Annotated in this window: 13 protein-coding genes and 1 pseudogene; 6 read left to right on the plus strand and 8 right to left on the minus strand. The window is 59.7% G+C overall.

Annotated features, from left to right (window positions below):
• Window positions 1–77 precede the first annotated feature (77 nt).
• Window positions 78–2,201: a mechanosensitive ion channel domain-containing protein gene (locus QYH43_RS16640; RefSeq protein ID WP_301157473.1), complete on the minus strand. Its 2,124-nt coding sequence runs from the start codon at window positions 2,199–2,201 to the stop codon at window positions 78–80.
• Window positions 2,202–2,509: 308 nt separating this feature from the next.
• On the opposite strand from QYH43_RS16640, the pseudogene QYH43_RS16645 reads away from it, so the two are divergent.
• From QYH43_RS16645 to QYH43_RS16660, 4 genes and pseudogenes are all read left to right on the plus strand, one after another.
• Window positions 2,510–2,716, plus strand: a pseudogene (locus QYH43_RS16645) (DUF72 domain-containing protein); the annotation flags it as partial.
• Window positions 2,713–3,510: an endonuclease/exonuclease/phosphatase family protein gene (locus QYH43_RS16650; protein WP_095152668.1), complete on the plus strand. Its 798-nt coding sequence runs from the start codon at window positions 2,713–2,715 to the stop codon at window positions 3,508–3,510. The pseudogene QYH43_RS16645 and the gene QYH43_RS16650, both read left to right, overlap by 4 nt.
• Window positions 3,507–4,799 (plus strand): cardiolipin synthase ClsB, encoded by a 1,293-nt coding sequence (gene clsB / locus QYH43_RS16655; RefSeq protein WP_301157475.1) that lies wholly within the window; start codon window positions 3,507–3,509, stop codon window positions 4,797–4,799. The genes QYH43_RS16650 and clsB overlap by 4 nt, the downstream gene beginning before the upstream one ends.
• On the plus strand, window positions 4,786–5,772 hold the full coding sequence (locus tag QYH43_RS16660) for a lysylphosphatidylglycerol synthase domain-containing protein (protein ID WP_301157476.1): 987 nt from the start codon (window positions 4,786–4,788) through the stop codon (window positions 5,770–5,772). The genes clsB and QYH43_RS16660 overlap by 14 nt, the downstream gene beginning before the upstream one ends.
• Window positions 5,773–5,903: 131 nt before the next feature.
• Here QYH43_RS16660 and QYH43_RS16665 read toward each other — a convergent pair whose 3' ends face one another.
• The 3 genes from QYH43_RS16665 to QYH43_RS16675 all read right to left on the minus strand — a co-directional run bounded on the left by QYH43_RS16665 (window position 5,904) and on the right by QYH43_RS16675 (window position 9,043).
• Window positions 5,904–6,662, minus strand: a complete 759-nt coding sequence (locus QYH43_RS16665) for a S9 family peptidase (protein WP_095059455.1) — start codon at window positions 6,660–6,662, stop codon at window positions 5,904–5,906.
• On the minus strand, window positions 6,652–7,761 hold the full coding sequence (locus tag QYH43_RS16670; protein ID WP_301157478.1) for a DUF3182 family protein: 1,110 nt from the start codon (window positions 7,759–7,761) through the stop codon (window positions 6,652–6,654). The genes QYH43_RS16665 and QYH43_RS16670 overlap by 11 nt, the downstream gene beginning before the upstream one ends.
• A 289-nt stretch (window positions 7,762–8,050) precedes the next feature.
• Window positions 8,051–9,043: a GlxA family transcriptional regulator gene (locus tag QYH43_RS16675; RefSeq protein WP_095152664.1), complete on the minus strand. Its 993-nt coding sequence runs from the start codon at window positions 9,041–9,043 to the stop codon at window positions 8,051–8,053.
• A 102-nt stretch (window positions 9,044–9,145) separates the two neighbouring features.
• On the opposite strand from QYH43_RS16675, the gene QYH43_RS16680 reads away from it, so the two are divergent.
• Window positions 9,146–9,694 carry a cysteine hydrolase family protein gene (locus QYH43_RS16680; protein ID WP_095059458.1) on the plus strand — a complete coding sequence of 183 codons (549 nt, stop codon included), beginning with the start codon at window positions 9,146–9,148 and terminating at the stop codon, window positions 9,692–9,694.
• 96 nt (window positions 9,695–9,790) lie between these two features.
• On the opposite strand, the gene QYH43_RS16685 is transcribed toward QYH43_RS16680, so the two are convergent.
• On the minus strand, window positions 9,791–10,312 hold the full coding sequence (locus QYH43_RS16685; protein ID WP_301157480.1) for a single-stranded DNA-binding protein: 522 nt from the start codon (window positions 10,310–10,312) through the stop codon (window positions 9,791–9,793).
• A 9-nt stretch (window positions 10,313–10,321) separates the two neighbouring features.
• Window positions 10,322–11,719: an MFS transporter gene (locus QYH43_RS16690; protein ID WP_095152662.1), complete on the minus strand. Its 1,398-nt coding sequence runs from the start codon at window positions 11,717–11,719 to the stop codon at window positions 10,322–10,324.
• A gap of 191 nt (window positions 11,720–11,910) precedes the next feature.
• On the opposite strand from QYH43_RS16690, the gene uvrA reads away from it, so the two are divergent.
• Window positions 11,911–14,745, plus strand: a complete 2,835-nt coding sequence (gene uvrA / locus QYH43_RS16695) for an excinuclease ABC subunit UvrA (RefSeq protein WP_301157481.1) — start codon at window positions 11,911–11,913, stop codon at window positions 14,743–14,745.
• Window positions 14,746–14,812: 67 nt separating this feature from the next.
• Here uvrA and bfr read toward each other — a convergent pair whose 3' ends face one another.
• Together bfr and QYH43_RS16705 are read right to left on the minus strand one after the other, a co-directional pair.
• Window positions 14,813–15,277, minus strand: coding sequence for a bacterioferritin (bfr, locus tag QYH43_RS16700; RefSeq protein ID WP_095059507.1), 465 nt, complete (start codon window positions 15,275–15,277; stop codon window positions 14,813–14,815).
• A 148-nt stretch (window positions 15,278–15,425) separates the two neighbouring features.
• Window positions 15,426–16,880, minus strand: a complete 1,455-nt coding sequence (locus tag QYH43_RS16705; protein ID WP_301157483.1) for a catalase — start codon at window positions 16,878–16,880, stop codon at window positions 15,426–15,428.
• Window positions 16,881–16,954: the final 74 nt, after the last annotated feature.

The following is a 16,954-nucleotide window of genomic DNA, read 5'->3' on the forward strand; positions in this document are numbered from 1 at the left end:
GTACCTGCGCAAATCCCTGTAGGAGCCGGCTTGCTGGCGATGGGCCCCTAAAAACCAACAAAAATCTCCCGGGCGACTTACTGCGACCGCGCCCCATCCGGCATCAACAACGTCGAGTGCTCCGGTTCAGGCTCGCCTTCAGGCGGTGGTTCGACCGGATGCCTCGGCACCAGCGCCTGCTGTGGATAAGTCTGCGCGAAGTGCACCCACGGGCTGTTATCCACAAGCTTTTTCAAACGCTGGTTGAACGCCCGGCTCACCGCATACTGCCCGCCCGACACCGTGCGGAATTGCGAGGTCAGCACCACGCCGTTGAGGTCCATCTTGTCGACACCGAACACATCCAGCGGCCCTTGCAGGTTGTAGCGCAGGAACGGGTCGTTGCTGATCGAATGCCCGGCCTCGCGGATCAACTCGATGGCCTTGTCGACATCCGTGTCATAGGTGAATTGCACCGAGAAAAACGCGTAGGCGAATTGCCTCGATTGGTTGGTCACGGCCTTGATCTGGCCGAACGGCACCGAGTGCACAAAACCCTTGCCGTCACGCAGGCGCAAGGTGCGGATGGTCAGGCCCTCGACTGTCCCGGCATGACCGGAATCGAGCACCACCCAATCACCAATGGACAGGGTGTCTTCGATGATGATGAACAGCCCGGTGATCACGTCCTGCACCAGTTGCTGGGAACCGAAACCAATCGCCAGCCCCACCACCCCGGCACCGGCCAGGAACGGCGCAACGTTGATCCCCAGGTTGGCCATGGTGGTGATCGCGCAGATCACCACCAGGATGATTTTGACCGCATTGCGCAGCAACGGCAGGATGGTTTTCACCCGTGTACTCGGTTGGCGCGCCGAGCGTTTATTGGCCGGTGGTTTCAGGGCCTCCTGAATGGCCGTGTCGAGCACCACCCAGACCATCCAGGTCACCAGGAAGATCAGGCCGATGTGGCTCAGTGAATCACTGATCGCTCGCCCGACTGCGTTGCTCACCGCGAACTCGAACAACGACACGCCCCAGATACGCCCCAGGACATCGATGAACACGACGGCCATGGCAATGCGCAACAACGCGTGGGACAGGTTCAGGAATCGTTCTTTGTAGGCACTGCCGCGCCGCGCATCCGATTCGCTGCGCGACTTGAACAGGTGATGCAGCGTGGTACTGAGAAACACCGTGGCAATCAGCAACACGGTGGTGAACAACGCACTGCGCAGTACCGTCTGATTGTCGTCGCCAATACCGATCAGGTTGATGATCGAGACCAGCACCATCAACAGAATCGGCCAGTACCAGAGCCCGGAAAATATCCGCAGGGTTTCGCGCAACGCCGGCTGATTGACGCGCTGGGCCAGCGGCAGAATCCGGATCACATGGGCCACCGGCCGACGCATGCGGATCACCAGCAAACCGAACGAAATCGAAGCCGCGAGCCCGGTGAATACGGCAATGCTGCTGGTGAGGTTGTTGCCCAGTTGATGGGCGATCTGCGGGCTTGTCAGAGCATCGCTCAAGGCCACCAGAAAACCGATTGAAAACAGCGGCCGGGGACTGTGCTGACGGATGATCCGCACCGCCGAGCGCTTGTGGCCGATGTTGAACATCACCACCAGAGACAGCACCAGCGACGCAGCAAAAATACCGGCGCTGGCCGCGTAGGCAAAACACAGCGCCAGCGCCCGGCCGGCCGACACCTGTAGAAACTGGCTGGCATAAATCGTCAGCGTCAGACTGACCACCGCCGGAATCGTGTAAGGCAGCATGTAGCCAAGCAACGCCTGGCCACGCTCGCGGCTGAGCATCCAGCGGTGCCCGCCCAGGCGTCGGGCCAACAGTCGCCCAAACAGCCAAAGCAGCGCAAACACACCCACCCAGACGCAGGTCAGCAGGAGGAAATCCCCGGCAACGCCCCAGGTCGAACGGGATGATGGACGATTGACCAGCTCATCGACTTCATCCACCGCACGATCGGCGCGCAGGCGCCAGGTGTCGACCAGGTGCTCGTTGAGATCGAGTTTGCTCTGGACTTCGTCAATGCTTGAGCTGATGGCGCCCAGCAACCCGCCCTGCACCAGTGGCTCCGGGTGTGCCGATGGCGTAGTGGCGGCGGCCGGCAGCCCCGGTATCGCTGCCGCTTCCAGCGTCTCGCTGCCCAGAAACAGCAATGACCCCATTAATATCGCGGTCTTGAGCCCGATCAAAAGCACCCCCTCCGTTGGCTGTGACTGTAAGGAACTGATCGAGAATTGCCGGGCAAGTTCGCACTTGGCCCACAAATGTATCGTCGAAAATATTCGGGGTGACATTAGCACGCATGCTGCGCCAGCTCCTACGCTGCACACGGCGGCGGTTAACCGTCCGTAGCCCCACCGAAACTTTCGTCGCCACCGCGCAGTCCTCCAAAGACAGGGCTCATCGGACCGGAGGCGACATGTCGGCGATTCATATCGGTATTTCAGGTTGGCGGTACACGCCCTGCCGCGGGGATTTCTACCCGAAGAGCCTGCGCCACGGCCGGCAACCAAGTGATCCGCAACTGATCGCCCCCCGCCAGCAGCCAAAGCCACGCCTGCCCCGGAAAGTGTTCTGCTGTTTCGACAATGTCATTAAAGTCCGCGCGCCCTTCGATGCCCGCCGCTTGCTGGAGCGGTTCCACCTCGACAAAAACCTCGCCACCACGCCCGCTGAGCCTGCTGCGCAGGGTGTGTTGTCATGACTACTCCGGAGCCAGTCGGCGTGACAGACGAACAGACCCCCTTCGACACCCACGTGCATCGCTTCACGGTGCTGACGGTGAACACCCACAAAGGCTTCACCGCGCTCAACCGGCGCTTCATCCTGCCGGAACTGCGCGAAGCGGTGCGCAGCGTGTCCGCCGATGTGGTGTTTTTGCAGGAAGTCCACGGCACCCACGAGCAGCATCCAAAACGCTACTCCAATTGGCCAACGATGCCGCAGTACGAGTTCCTCGCCGACACCCTCTGGCCGCAGTTCGCCTATGGTCGTAACGCGGTCTATCCGGCGGGCGATCACGGCAATGCGCTGCTGTCGAAATTCCAGATCATTCGCCACGATAATCTCGACGTATCCATCAGCGGCCACGAAAACCGCGGGCTTCTGCATTGCGTGTTGCGCCTGCCCGGCGACGGTCGCGAGGTGCACGCCATTTGTGTGCATCTGGGGTTGCGCGAAACCCACCGCAACGCGCAACTCAAATTGCTCGTCCAACGCCTGGAAGCGCTGCCCGACGACGCGCCGGTCATCATCGCCGGTGACTTCAACGATTGGCGCCTGCGCGCCGATGCACTGCTCAAGCCCAGCGGTTTGCGCGAGGTCTTCGCCGAACACCACGGCCAATCGGCGCGCAGCTTCCCGGCACGTTTACCGGCCCTGCGCCTGGACCGCATCTACGTGCGTCACCTCAAGGCCAGCCATCCGCAAGTGCTGTCGAACCGCCCCTGGTCCCACCTTTCCGACCACGTCCCGCTATCGGTAGAGATCGAGCTATGAGCAGCCAGTCGATGGAAAAATCCACGGTGGAACACATCCCCGCCCCGCCGATTCGCGAGCCGACAGCGGTCGATGTCGAGTACAGCTGGCAAGGCAGCAATCGGGTCGAACTGCTGGAAAACGGTGAGGCGTATTTTCCCCGGGTGTTCGAAGCCCTGCGCCAGGCACAAAGTGAGATCCTGCTGGAGACCTTCATTCTGTTCGAGGACAAGGTCGGCAATGAACTGCAGCAGATTCTCATCGAAGCGGCGCAACGGGGCGTGCGCATCACCGTCAGCCTCGACGGCTTTGGCTGTGGCGAATTGAGCAGCGGATTTCTCAGCGCCCTGAGCGGCGCGGGCGTGCATTTGCAGATGTTCGATCCGGCGCCAAAACGCCTGGGCATCCGCACCAACTGGTTCCGCCGTCTGCACCGCAAAATCGTGGTGGTGGACGGCACTGTCGCCTTCATCGGCGGGATCAATTTTTCCGCCGACCATCTGGCTGACTTCGGCCCTGAAGCCAAGCAGGATTACTCCGTTGAAGTCCAGGGCCCGGTGGTGGCCGACATTCATCACTTTGCCTTGCTGCAATGCGGTCGCCCGGTGCGGGCCAAATACTGGTGGCAACGACGGCGGCAACGGCGCTCGGAACTGGCCTTCAGCGATCACGATGGTCAGGTGCGGTTGGTGTACCGCGACAACGGCGAACACCCGACTGACATTGAAGAGGTGTACCGGCAGGTATTGCGCACCGCACAACGCCGGGTGGTGATCGCAAACGCCTACTTCTTTCCGGGTTATCGGTTACTGCGCGAGATCCGCAACGCGGCGCGCCGTGGCGTCGATGTGCGGCTGATCCTGCAAGGCCAGCCGGACATGATGGTGGCCAGGCTCGCGGCACGCATGACCTACGACTACTTGCTCAAGTCCGGGGTGAAGATCTACGAATACTGCGACCGTCCGCTGCACGGCAAAGTGGCGTTGGTGGACGAAGACTGGAGCACCGTCGGCTCCAGCAACCTCGACCCGTTGAGTCTGTCGATGAATCTCGAAGCCAATGTGCTGATCCGTGACCGTCAGTTCAACCGCGACCTGTACGACCGACTTGAAGACCTCAGCGACCACCACTGCAAGATGATGTCATCCGAAAAAATCCCGAGTGGGTGGGTCTGGCACATGACCGTCGGTTTTCTGGTGTTTCACTTTTTGCGGCATTTCCCGGCGTGGGCGGGTTGGTTGCCGGCCCATAAACCGCGCCTGAAGCGCATCACCCCGACGACCGGGAGCGATCTCCATGAGCCACGCTGAGACCGGGTCGACGTCCCATACCGATCACCCGGCCAAGTCGCGCTGGAGCCGTTGGAAAAAACCGCTGACCCTGCTGTTTTTTCTGGCGCTGATCGTGTTGTTGACGATGTTTGCCCAGCGCATCGAATGGACCGAAGTGCTCGAAACACTGGCCGACTTCAAGGTACGCACGCTGATCATTGCGTCCTCGCTGACTGTAGTGAGTTTCCTGGTGTATGCCTGTTTCGATCTGATCGGGCGCACCTACATCCGTCAGGACCTGACGTGGAAACAGATCCTCCCCGTAGGAATCATCAGCTATGCCTTCAACCTCAACTTAAGTGCCTGGGTCGGTGGTATTGCCATGCGTTATCGGCTGTATTCACGACTCGGGGTGAGCAAAAGCAACATCGCGAAAATCCTCGGCCTGAGCCTGGCGACCAACTGGATCGGCTACATGCTGATTGCCGGCGTGGTGTTCAGCAGTGGATGGGTGAGCATGCCGCCGGGCTGGAAATTGAGCAGCGGCGCTCTGCAAGCGGTGGGCGTTTTGCTGTTGCTGGTGAGTGCGGGCTATCTGGCGGCGTGTCGCTTTTCCAGCCGTCGGGAATGGTCGATACGCGGGGTGGAAATCAACTTGCCGTCACTGCGCATGGCGATCCTGCAACTGGGCCTCGGCGCGCTGAACTGGTCGCTGATGGCAGCGGTCATTTTCACCTTGTTGCCGAGCAAACTGGATTATCCGCTGGTGCTTGGGGTGTTGTTGATCAGCGCCATTGCCGGGGTCATCACGCACATCCCCGCCGGGCTCGGCGTGCTGGAAGCGGTGTTCGTGGCGCTGCTGCAACACGAGGCGTCACGGGGCAGTCTGGTGGCGGGATTGCTGGCGTACCGGGCAATCTATTTTCTGCTGCCGCTGTTGATCACTTTGGTGATGTATCTGATCGTCGAGGCCAAGGCCAAGTCGTTGCGGATCAGCAAGAAACCCAAGTGAGTGGTGGTGTTTGATCTGACGCCATCGCGGGCAAGCCCACAAGGATCTCCAGTGATCACAACATTTGTGTTCAATGACGAGCCCTGCAGGAACAAGCTTGCTCGCGATGGCGCCCTGTCCAGCACCCAAAATCACTGCGATTGAATAATGCTTAACCGCTCACCCACCACCATCTCCGTGATCCAGTCCACCAGGATCGACGTGTAGGCCTGCTGTGAAACCGGATCGCTCAAGGCATGATCGGCGCCATCGATGATGCGGTGCGTGAGCGAGTGGGTCTGCTGGCACGCAGCGCGATAACTCATGATCGTTGAGTGCGGCACGTATTCATCGGTCTCGGACTCCACCAGCAACACATCCCCGGTAAATGCCGAACAGGCATGCAAGGCGCGATTGCCCTCGGCGCGCACCAGGGTGCTGCGGTAATCGCGCAAATCGAGCTTGTCCAGATCGCGTTTGGGCGTGTGCCATTTATCGTCGCGATACAGCGCCGGCACCCGCAGCGCCAGCCAGCGCACCGGTCTGAGCGACGTGAGGATCGAAGCCAGGTAACCGCCATAGCTGGTGCCCACCACGGCAATCGCCGAGGTATCCAGCGCCGGGTGCGCGAGCAGCCGATCGTAAGCCGCCAGCAAGTCCCGCAAGTTGTCCTCGCGGGTTACCCGGGACAGGGGAATGCCGGTGCCGCCGGTATGACCGCGCAAATCAAAAGTCAGGCACACGCAACCCAGTCCGGCGATGCCTTTGGCCCGTTCCAGATCCCGCTCCTGACTGCCGCCCCAACCGTGCACGAAGAGCACGCCGGGGACTTTCGATTTGGGGCTCAGAAACGTCCCGCTCATCTGTTCGTCGTCGATGTCGATTTGAATGCTTTCGCTTCTAGCCGTCATAGGATTTGACCGTTACGTACTTGAGTAGAAAATCACTGTCCTGCGCCGGTCCGCGGTACACCTCAATCGCGCTTGCTGGCAGCGGTTGATCGATATAAGTCTCGACGGCGGACACGCAAATCGCACGAATCTGCGGATCGTTCACAAAGCTCTGCAACGCTGCAAGTTCGGCGCTGCTGGCCCCGCCCAGGCGCCAGGACTGTTCGAGCACGCCACTGCGTTGCCGGCCATCGCTGCCCAGCCCTTGAGCGATGTCGTAGTTGCGCCGCGACGCATAAAACCCGGGATAGGCTTCGTCCGCAGCGCGGTCGAACACTTGGGCCTGCTGAATGGCCAAACGCACGTCTTGCGCCAGGTCGAGTTTCAGCAAATCGTCATAGTTGCCCTGCACCACCAACAAATCGGAGCCGCCATACACCGACTCGCCATGCGCGTCTTCGGTCAAGTATTGCTCACCGCAGTAACTCAGCACCTTGCCGCCGACTACACTCTGGCCGACGCTGTGGGTGATGACCTGCTCCAGGTCTTGCTCCAGCACGATACCTTTCTTGAACAGGCTTTTGGCATCCGGCCTGGCAAGGACGTCATCGAATTGGTCGAGGCTTTGGATCACTTCCTGACCGCGCCCGGCGCAGGCATAAATCGGTTTGAGGCGAATCGGCCCGGTGTACAGCAGATGCTCCGCCGCCGGCCGCGCATCTTCGAAGGAAAACACGCTGAGGCCGTCGAGCACCACGCCGCGCACCCGCTCGGAAAACAACGGTGCCCAACCTTGCGGCGCATGAGCGTCGTGGTTCAGCAAACCGTGGCTGATGGCCTTGGTGCAAATAAAATCATGGTCGACATAACCGCCCCACAAGTCTTCCGGCCCCTTGACCCCTAACGCCCGTGCCGCCGCAGCGCCCACCAGGGTTTGGGTTGGCAACAGATACAAATCCTGTCCACCGTGCAAATCGGCGTCATGACTGCCCGCGTACGTGAGCCCGAGAATCTGCGCCAGCCATCGGGCCAGGGCCCGGTTGGTTTCGACTTCATGCAGCGGCGCATCGGCGTGAACCGAATGAGCGACCACTAATTTATTGCGGTTGACCGGGGTCATGCATCCCCCTTCAATCAGCGTGTGATGAATGTAGTGAAGGGGGTGCAGAGATCACGCCAAGGCAGGGGTTGGCGCGATGGGTTTCAAATCAATGACTTGCGCAAAACGTGATGGCAAGAGGCCTGTTTTATTCTGCACGACGCCTGTTGAGGCTCAGGTATTTTGCACGAGTCGCGGCCCTGTAGGAGCGAGTTTGCTCGCGATAGCGGTGGGTCAGGCGACATCAATGTTGACGGTTCCGACGTCATCGCGAGCAGGCTCGCTCCTACAGAGGGTTGTGGTGAAACACCTAGCGTGCAGCAACACTCGGCGTGACCCCAAATCGCGTCCGGTAATCACTCGGCGCCAGCCCGGTGATTTTCTTGAAGGTCGAGCGAAACGCGCCCGGGTCTTGATAGCCCACGGTCCAGGCGATGTGATCGATGGTGCCGTTGGTGAACTCAAGCATTTCCCGGGCTTTGCCGACCCGCAAATGCTGGCAGTATTCGGTGGGTTTTAGCCCGGTGGCTGAGCGGAAACGCCGCAGGAAAGTGCGTTCTTCCAGCCCTGCCCGCTCTGCCATCGCCGACAACGAAACATCAGTCGCGCCGGTGCTTTGCAACCAGTGCTGCACTTTCAGAATCGACGCATCGCCATGGCTGAGGATCGGCGCAAAATTGCTGCCGCATTCGCTGGCGCTGTCGCTGTGCTCCACCACCAGAAACCGCGCCGTGCTGGTAGCGATACTCGGCCCGAGCAAGCGGTCGACCAGGCGCAAACCCAACTCGGACCAGGCCATCAACCCGGCGGTGGTAATCAAGTCACCGTCATCGACAATGGGCGTATCGGCCTTGAGCTTGATGGCCGGGTAACGTTCGGCGAAGGCTTTCGCGGAGGTCCAGTGAGTGGTGGCGCTGCGGCCGTCGAGCAAACCGCTTTCAGCGAGCAGAATCGACCCTACGCACACCCCGCCCAGCGTCGCGCCGTTGGCATGTTGCTCGCGCAACCAGCGGATCAAACCCTGCGGCGCCTGGCCTTCGGAGAAACCGGTAATCGACGGCGGAATCAGCACGGCCACCCTGGTGCAATCCGGGCCGGGATGGCTGTCATAGCTGCGCTCCGGTGCTTGGTCGCCCACAACTTGCCAATGGCTGACGCGCAATAACGGCAGCTGCGCAGCCTGGTGCTCGGCGGCGATCCGGTTGGCCACGCCGAACAAGTCCGTCAACCCATGCACCGCCGCCATCTGCGCGCCGGGGTAAATCAACACCCCCAGTTCGGCGATTGCCCTTTGTGCGTCCATTGTCAGTTTTCCCCCTCTTATTGTCGGTGCGGCCAATCCTCGGAATGCCAGCCACACCGGATACTTCATTCCACACCCAACACACACTTCGAGGTAACAGTCATGGCCAAGCAAGCGCTCATCGTAGTCGATATCCAGAACGACTACTTCCCCCAAGGCAAGTGGCCGCTGGTCGGTGCCGACGCCGCCGCAGACAACGCCGTGCGCCTGATCAAGGCCTTCCGCGACGCTGGTGATTCGGTGGTGCACATCCGCCACGAGTTCACCTCCGAGGACGCTCCGTTCTTCACCCCCAACTCTGAAGGCGCCAAATTGCACCCCAAAGTCCTGAACCGCGCCGACGAGCCGGTGGTGCTCAAGCACTTCGTCAACTCGTTCCGCGAAACCGAACTACAGTCAATTCTCGACGAACAAGGCATCAAGGAACTGGTGGTCGTGGGCAGCATGAGCCACATGTGTGTCGACGGCATCACCCGCGCTGCCGCGGATTTTGGCTATACGGTCACAGTCATCCACGATGCCTGCGCGACCCGCGACCTGGAGTTCAATGGCGTAGCGGTTCCGGCTGCGCAGGTTCATGCGGCGTTCATGGCAGCCCTTGCGTTTGCCTATGCCAGCGTTGTGTCAACCAACGAATTCATCGCCGCCTGAGTTTGTAACCAAGTTTCACCAGCCATAAAAAAACCCGCACTTCAGACCGAAGCGCGGGTTTTGTTTTGTCAGCTGGTCGCTTGAGGCTTGCAGCTGCTAGAACGGGATATCGTCATCAAAGCTGTCGAAATCCGGAGCCGGTTGCGGCGCAGCCTGTTGTGGGGCCGGAGCCGAACGCTGTTGCGGTGCCGACTGCTGCGGACGTGGAGCCTGCTGGCGCGGAGCGGATTGCTGGTAGTTGTTACCGCCGCCCTGAGGCTGCTGGTCACCCTGTGGACGGCCGCCCAGCAGTTGCATGGTGCCTTGCATGTCGACCACGATTTCAGTGGTGTAACGCTTGATACCGTCTTTTTCCCACTCGCGGGTCTGCAGCTTGCCTTCGATGTAGACCTGCGAACCTTTACGCAGGTATTCGCCGGCGATTTCCGCAACCTTGCCGAACATCGAAACACGGTGCCATTCGGTCTTTTCGACTTTCTGACCGGTTTGCTTGTCGGTCCACTGTTCGCTGGTCGCCAGACTCAGGTTGGTCACGGCGTTACCGTTAGGCAAGTAGCGAACTTCGGGATCCTGGCCGCAAGTGCCGACCAATATGACTTTGTTAACCCCACGGGCCATAACGTTCTCCTAGGCTACGCACGCTGCCCCGGCCGGGTTGTTCACCAGGCGCTCAAGGGTGGTGCGATCCAATAGTTCGGTGTCCAATTTGATGTAAATAGCCGCTTCTTCCGCGACGATCACTGCATCTGTTACCCCTACGACCGCCTTCAGGCGCTCGACCAGACCCGCTTCGCGGATCGCCTCAGGCGACAACGGCAAGCGCAGGCTCGTGACGTAGGGAGGTTCACGCATGGTAACAGCAAAGACCAGCCAGAGGGCAGCCAGACCGGCGCATCCGAGGAACACAACCGACAGACCGCCATGCTGGTACATCCAGCCGCCGAGAATGCCGCCCAGTGCTGACCCGAGGAACTGGCTGGTGGAGTAAACCCCCATCGCAGTGCCCTTGCCGCCTGCCGGTGAAACCTTGCTGATCAGCGACGGCAACGAAGCTTCCAGCAGATTGAAAGCGGTGAAAAACACCACCGTACCGATCACCAGAGCTCGCAAGCTGTCGCCGAACTGCCAGAAGAATAGCTCAGTGAGCAACAGCGTCACGACGGCGCCGAGTAAAACTCGTTTCATTTTGCGTTTCTTCTCGCCGTAGATAATGAACGGGATCATGGCGAAGAAAGAAATCAGCAGCGCAGTCAGGTACACCCACCAGTGCTGCTCCTTGGGCAGGCCGGCTTTTTCCACCAGGACCAGCGGCAAGGCAACGAAGCTCGACATCAACATGGCGTGCAACACAAAAATGCCCAGGTCCAGGCGCAGCAGGTCCGGATGCTTGAGCGTCGGCATCAGCGCTTGGCGCGCCACACCGGATTCACGATGCTGCAACGGCCCGGTGGACCGCGGCACCATGAACATCACGATCAAGATGCCGAACAACGCCATGCCGCCCGTGGCGAAAAACAACCCGGACAGGCCGAAAGCACGGGTCAACAATGGCCCTACAACCATCGCGACAGCGAACGACAGACCAATCGTCATCCCGATCATGGCCATGGCCTTGGTCCGGTGCTGCTCACGGGTCAGGTCGGACAGCAACGCCATGACCGCCGCAGAAATCGCCCCGGCGCCTTGCAGGATCCGTCCGGCGATCACACCCCAGATCGAATCGGCATTGGCCGCCAGCACGCTGCCGAGGGCGAAGACAATCAGCCCCAGGTAAATCACCGGACGGCGACCGATACGGTCAGAAATGATACCGAACGGGATCTGGAAAACAGCCTGGGTCAGGCCGTATGCGCCAATCGCCAGCCCAATCAGGGCCGGGGTCGCACCCGCCAGATCCATCCCATAGGTCGCCAGCACCGGCAACACCATGAACATGCCAAGCATACGGAAGGCGAACACCAGCGCCAGACCGCTTGCTGCGCGGGTCTCGCTGCCACTCATACGCTCGCTGTGGGGATCGTGCATGGAAAAACCTCATGTGAACCGGCGGCGATTCTACCAGTCCCATCGATTGACGGGATATATCGCGACGCTTTGCCGCGCATTGCTGACACACTCTTCATGTAAGACAGTCACCCACTCGTTTGATAGTGTGCATCCATCCAGTATTTGGCCGTATACTCCTACGTTTTCGACGCCCGCCGAGCGAGGCCACTTTGGACAAGATCCTGATTCGTGGGGCTCGAACCCACAACCTGAAGAACATCGACCTGACCCTGCCACGGGACAAGCTGATCGTCATCACCGGCTTGTCCGGCTCCGGCAAGTCGTCATTGGCCTTCGACACCCTGTACGCCGAAGGCCAGCGCCGCTACGTCGAATCGCTGTCGGCGTATGCCCGGCAGTTCCTGTCGATGATGGAAAAGCCCGACGTCGACACCATCGAAGGCCTGTCGCCGGCGATCTCCATCGAACAGAAGTCGACCTCGCACAACCCGCGCTCAACCGTCGGCACCATCACCGAAATCTACGACTACCTGCGCCTGCTGTATGCACGCGTGGGTATTCCGCGCTGCCCGGATCACGACATCCCTCTGGAAGCGCAGACCGTCAGCCAGATGGTTGATTTGGTCCTCGCCGAACCGGAGGGCCGCAGGCTGATGCTGCTGGCCCCGGTCATCCGCGAGCGCAAAGGCGAGCACCTGTCGGTCTTCGAAGAGCTGCGCGCACAAGGCTTCGTCCGCGCCCGAATCAACGGCAAGCTCTATGAGCTGGACGAAGCACCCAAGCTCGACAAACAGAAAAAACACACCATTGATGTCGTGGTTGACCGCTTCAAGGTTCGCGCCGACTTGCAACAACGCCTGGCCGAATCCTTCGAAACCGCGCTGAAGCTGGCGGACGGCATCGCCCTCGTGGCGCCGATGGACGACGAGCCGGGCGAAGAGATGATCTTCTCCGCACGTTTCGCCTGCCCGATCTGCGGCCACGCGATCAGCGAACTGGAACCCAAGCTGTTCTCCTTCAACAACCCGGCCGGCGCCTGCCCGACCTGCGATGGTTTGGGGGTGAAGCAGTTCTTCGACATCAAGCGTCTGGTCAACGGTGAATTGACCCTGGCCGAAGGTGCGATACGCGGCTGGGATCGGCGCAACGTCTATTACTTCCAGATGCTCGGGTCGCTCGCTGCTCACTACAAGTTCAGCCTGGAGGTTCCGTTCAACGAACTGCCAGCCGATCAGCAGAAATTCATCCTGCACGGCAGCGGCTCACAGAACGTCGACTTCAAATACCTGAACGACCGTGGCGACATCGTCAAACGGTCGCACCCGTTCGAAGGCATCGTGCCGAACCTGGAGCGACGCTACCGCGAAACCGAGTCGGCTTCGGTGCGCGAAGAGCTGGCCAAATTCCTTAGCACCCAATCCTGCCCGGATTGCCGAGGCACCCGTCTGCGCCGTGAAGCGCGGCATGTGTGGGTTGGCGAGAAAACCCTGCCGGCGGTGACCAACCTGCCCATCGGCGATGCCTGCGAATACTTCGGCGGGCTGAAATTGACCGGCCGCCGTGGCGAAATCGCCGACAAGATCCTCAAGGAAATCCGCGAGCGTCTGCAGTTTCTGGTCAACGTCGGTCTGGATTACCTGTCACTGGATCGCAGCGCCGACACTTTGTCGGGCGGCGAGGCACAGCGAATCCGCCTGGCCAGCCAGATTGGCGCCGGCCTGGTCGGCGTGCTGTACATCCTCGACGAACCTTCGATTGGCTTGCACCAGCGCGATAACGACCGGTTGCTCGGCACCCTCAAGCACCTGCGCGACATCGGCAACACGGTGATTGTGGTCGAGCACGACGAAGACGCGATCCGCCTGGCGGACTATGTAGTGGATATCGGGCCGGGTGCTGGCGTGCACGGCGGGCATATCGTCGCTGAAGGTACGCCGGCCGAAGTCATGGCGCACCCCGACTCCCTGACGGGCAAATATCTGTCGGGCCGGGTGAAGATCAAAGTCCCGGCCAACCGCACGCCGCGCAACAAAAAGCTGACGCTGTCCCTCAAGGGTGCTCGCGGCAACAATTTGCGCAATGTCGACCTGGAGATTCCGATTGGTCTGCTGACCTGCGTCACCGGCGTGTCCGGCTCGGGCAAGTCGACGCTGATCAACAACACGCTGTTCCCATTGAGCGCCACGGCACTTAATGGTGCAACGACGCTCGAGGCTGCCGCGCACGACAGCATCAAGGGCCTGGAACACCTGGACAAGGTCGTCGACATCGACCAAAGCCCTATCGGCCGTACACCGCGCTCCAACCCGGCGACTTATACCGGATTGTTCACGCCGATCCGCGAACTGTTCGCCGGCGTGCCGGAATCCCGCTCCCGCGGATACGGGCCGGGGCGTTTCTCCTTCAACGTGAAGGGCGGACGTTGCGAGGCCTGCCAGGGCGATGGCCTGATCAAGGTTGAAATGCACTTCCTGCCGGACATCTATGTCCCGTGCGACGTCTGCAAGAGCAAGCGCTACAACCGCGAGACGCTGGAGATCAAGTACAAGGGCAAGAGCATTCACGAAACCCTCGAAATGACCATCGAGGAAGCACGGGTATTCTTCGACGCGGTACCCGCTCTGGCGCGCAAGCTGCAAACGCTGATGGATGTCGGTCTGTCGTACATCAAGCTGGGCCAATCGGCGACCACACTGTCAGGCGGTGAAGCCCAACGGGTGAAACTGTCCCGCGAGCTGTCCAAACGCGATACCGGCAAGACCTTGTACATCCTCGACGAGCCGACGACCGGCTTACACTTCGCGGATATCCAGCAATTGCTCGACGTGCTGCATCGACTGCGCGATCACGGCAATACCGTCGTGGTCATCGAACACAACCTGGACGTGATCAAAACTGCCGACTGGCTGGTGGACCTGGGGCCGGAAGGCGGCTCCAAGGGTGGCCAGATCATTGCGGTCGGCACCCCGGAGGAAGTGGCCGAGATGAAGCAATCTCACACCGGTTTCTACCTCAAGCCGCTGCTGGAGCGTGATCGGGCTTAACCTGGCCCCCATGAAAAAGCCCCTGTCACTTCATCAGTGACAGGGGCTTTTTTGTATGAGCTGCAAATCAGGTGTGAGATTGCAGGTAATTCTCGAGACCGATCAACTTGATCAGACCCAACTGCTTCTCGAGCCAGTAGGTGTGATCTTCTTCGGTGTCGTGTAATTGAACTCGCAACATCTCACGGCTGACATAGTCATTGTGCTGCTCACAGAGTTTGATGCCCTTGCACAGCGCAGCTCTCACTTTATATTCAAGGCGTAAATCCGCTTCGAGCATCTCTGTCACCGTGGTGCCGACATCGAGGTCGTCCGGACGCATGCGCGGCGTACCTTCGAGCATCAGGATCCGGCGCATCAGCGCATCGGCGTGCCCTGCTTCTTCTTCCATCTCGTGGTTGATTCGTTCGTAGAGCTTGGTGAAACCCCAGTCCTCATACATCCGCGAGTGGACGAAATATTGATCACGCGCGGCCAGCTCGCCGGTCAGCAACGTGTTGAGGTAATCGATTACGTCTGGGTGGCCTTGCATCGCCCTACATCTCCCTGCTTGAAAGTTATAGTTTGAACCACCCTGCCCATAACGTCACTCGCAATACGCAATAAAAGCGAAGATATTCAGAGAAAACCAGCCTAAATAACGCAAAAACCGCCCAAATAAGGGCGGTTCTGCTTCTCATTTAGACTTCGTTAAGCTGTACGTTGAGCAGCTTTGCGATTGCTTCTCCATACGCCGGATCAGCCTTGTAGAAATGCTGAAGTTGACGATCCACCACATCACTCGAAACACCGCCCATCGCACCGGCGATGTTGCTGACCAGCAGTGATTTTTGCTCTTCAGTCATCAAGCGGAACAACGCGCCGGCATGGCTGTAGTAGTCGGTGTCTTCGCGATGATCATAACGATCGGCCGCGCCGCTCAGGGCCAAGGCAGGCTCAGCGAAATGAGGAGCCTGTTTGGGCGACTGTACATAGCTGTTCGGCTCGTAGTTCGGCGCTGCGCCGCCATTGCCGCCAAACGCCATCGAACCATCACGTTGATACGTATTGACCGGGCTACGAGGCGCATTCACCGGCAACTGCTGGTGATTGGTCCCCACACGGTAGCGATGAGCATCCGCGTAGGCGAAGACCCGACCTTGCAGCATTCGATCCGGTGAAAGACCAACGCCTGGCACCATGTTGCTGGGGCCAAATGCGGCCTGCTCAACTTCAGCGAAGTAATTTTGCGGGTTGCGATTGAGCTCCAGAACACCCACCTCGATCAGCGGAAACTCTTTCTGCGACCACGTCTTGGTGACGTCGAACGGATTCTCGTGATGAGCGGCAGCCTGGGCTTCGGTCATGATCTGAATGCACACAGTCCATTTCGGAAAATCACCGCGTTCAATGGCATTGAACAGATCGCGCTGGGCGTAATCCGGGTCAGTGCCGGCCAGGCGCGCAGCATCCGCTGGAGCCAGGTTCTTGATCCCTTGCTGGGTTTTGTAATGCCATTTCACCCAATGACGCTCGCCACTCGCGCTAATCAGGCTATAGGTGTGGCTACCGAAGCCGTGCATGTGACGGTAGCCGTCAGGAATACCCCGATCTGAAAACAGGATCGTGACCTGGTGCAGCGCCTCAGGTGAATGCGACCAGAAGTCCCACATCATCTGAGCGCTTTTCAGATTGCTTTGCGGCAGACGTTTTTGGGTGTGGATAAAGTCAGGGAACTTCAGCGGATCGCGGATGAAAAATACCGGCGTGTTGTTGCCAACAATGTCCCAGTTGCCTTCCTCGGTATAAAACTTCAGCGCGAAACCACGGGGGTCACGCTCGGTGTCCGCCGAACCGCGTTCACCACCGACAGTGGAGAACCGCAGGAAGGTTGGGGTTTGCTTGCCAACCGACTCAAACAGTTTCGCGCTGGTGTATTGACTGATATCGCGAGTGACCGTGAACGTACCGTATGCACCCGAGCCTTTCGCGTGCACGCGACGCTCCGGAATATTTTCACGGTTGAAGTGGGCAAGCTTCTCGATCAGGTGAAAGTCGTCGAGCAGCAACGGGCCACGGGGGCCGGCGGAACGGGAATTCTGGTTATCGGCAACGGGAGCGCCGCTGGCGGTTGTAAGCGTTGTGTTCTGACTCATGCGATCTTCCTTCCTCTGTCGGTCTTGAACTGCCGGCTAATCGGCTGAGGAGGAGTATTGATCATCAATGTGAC

The sequence above is a fragment of the Pseudomonas sp. C32 genome, assembly GCF_030417915.1.
Classification (GTDB): Bacteria; Pseudomonadota; Gammaproteobacteria; order Pseudomonadales; family Pseudomonadaceae; genus Aquipseudomonas.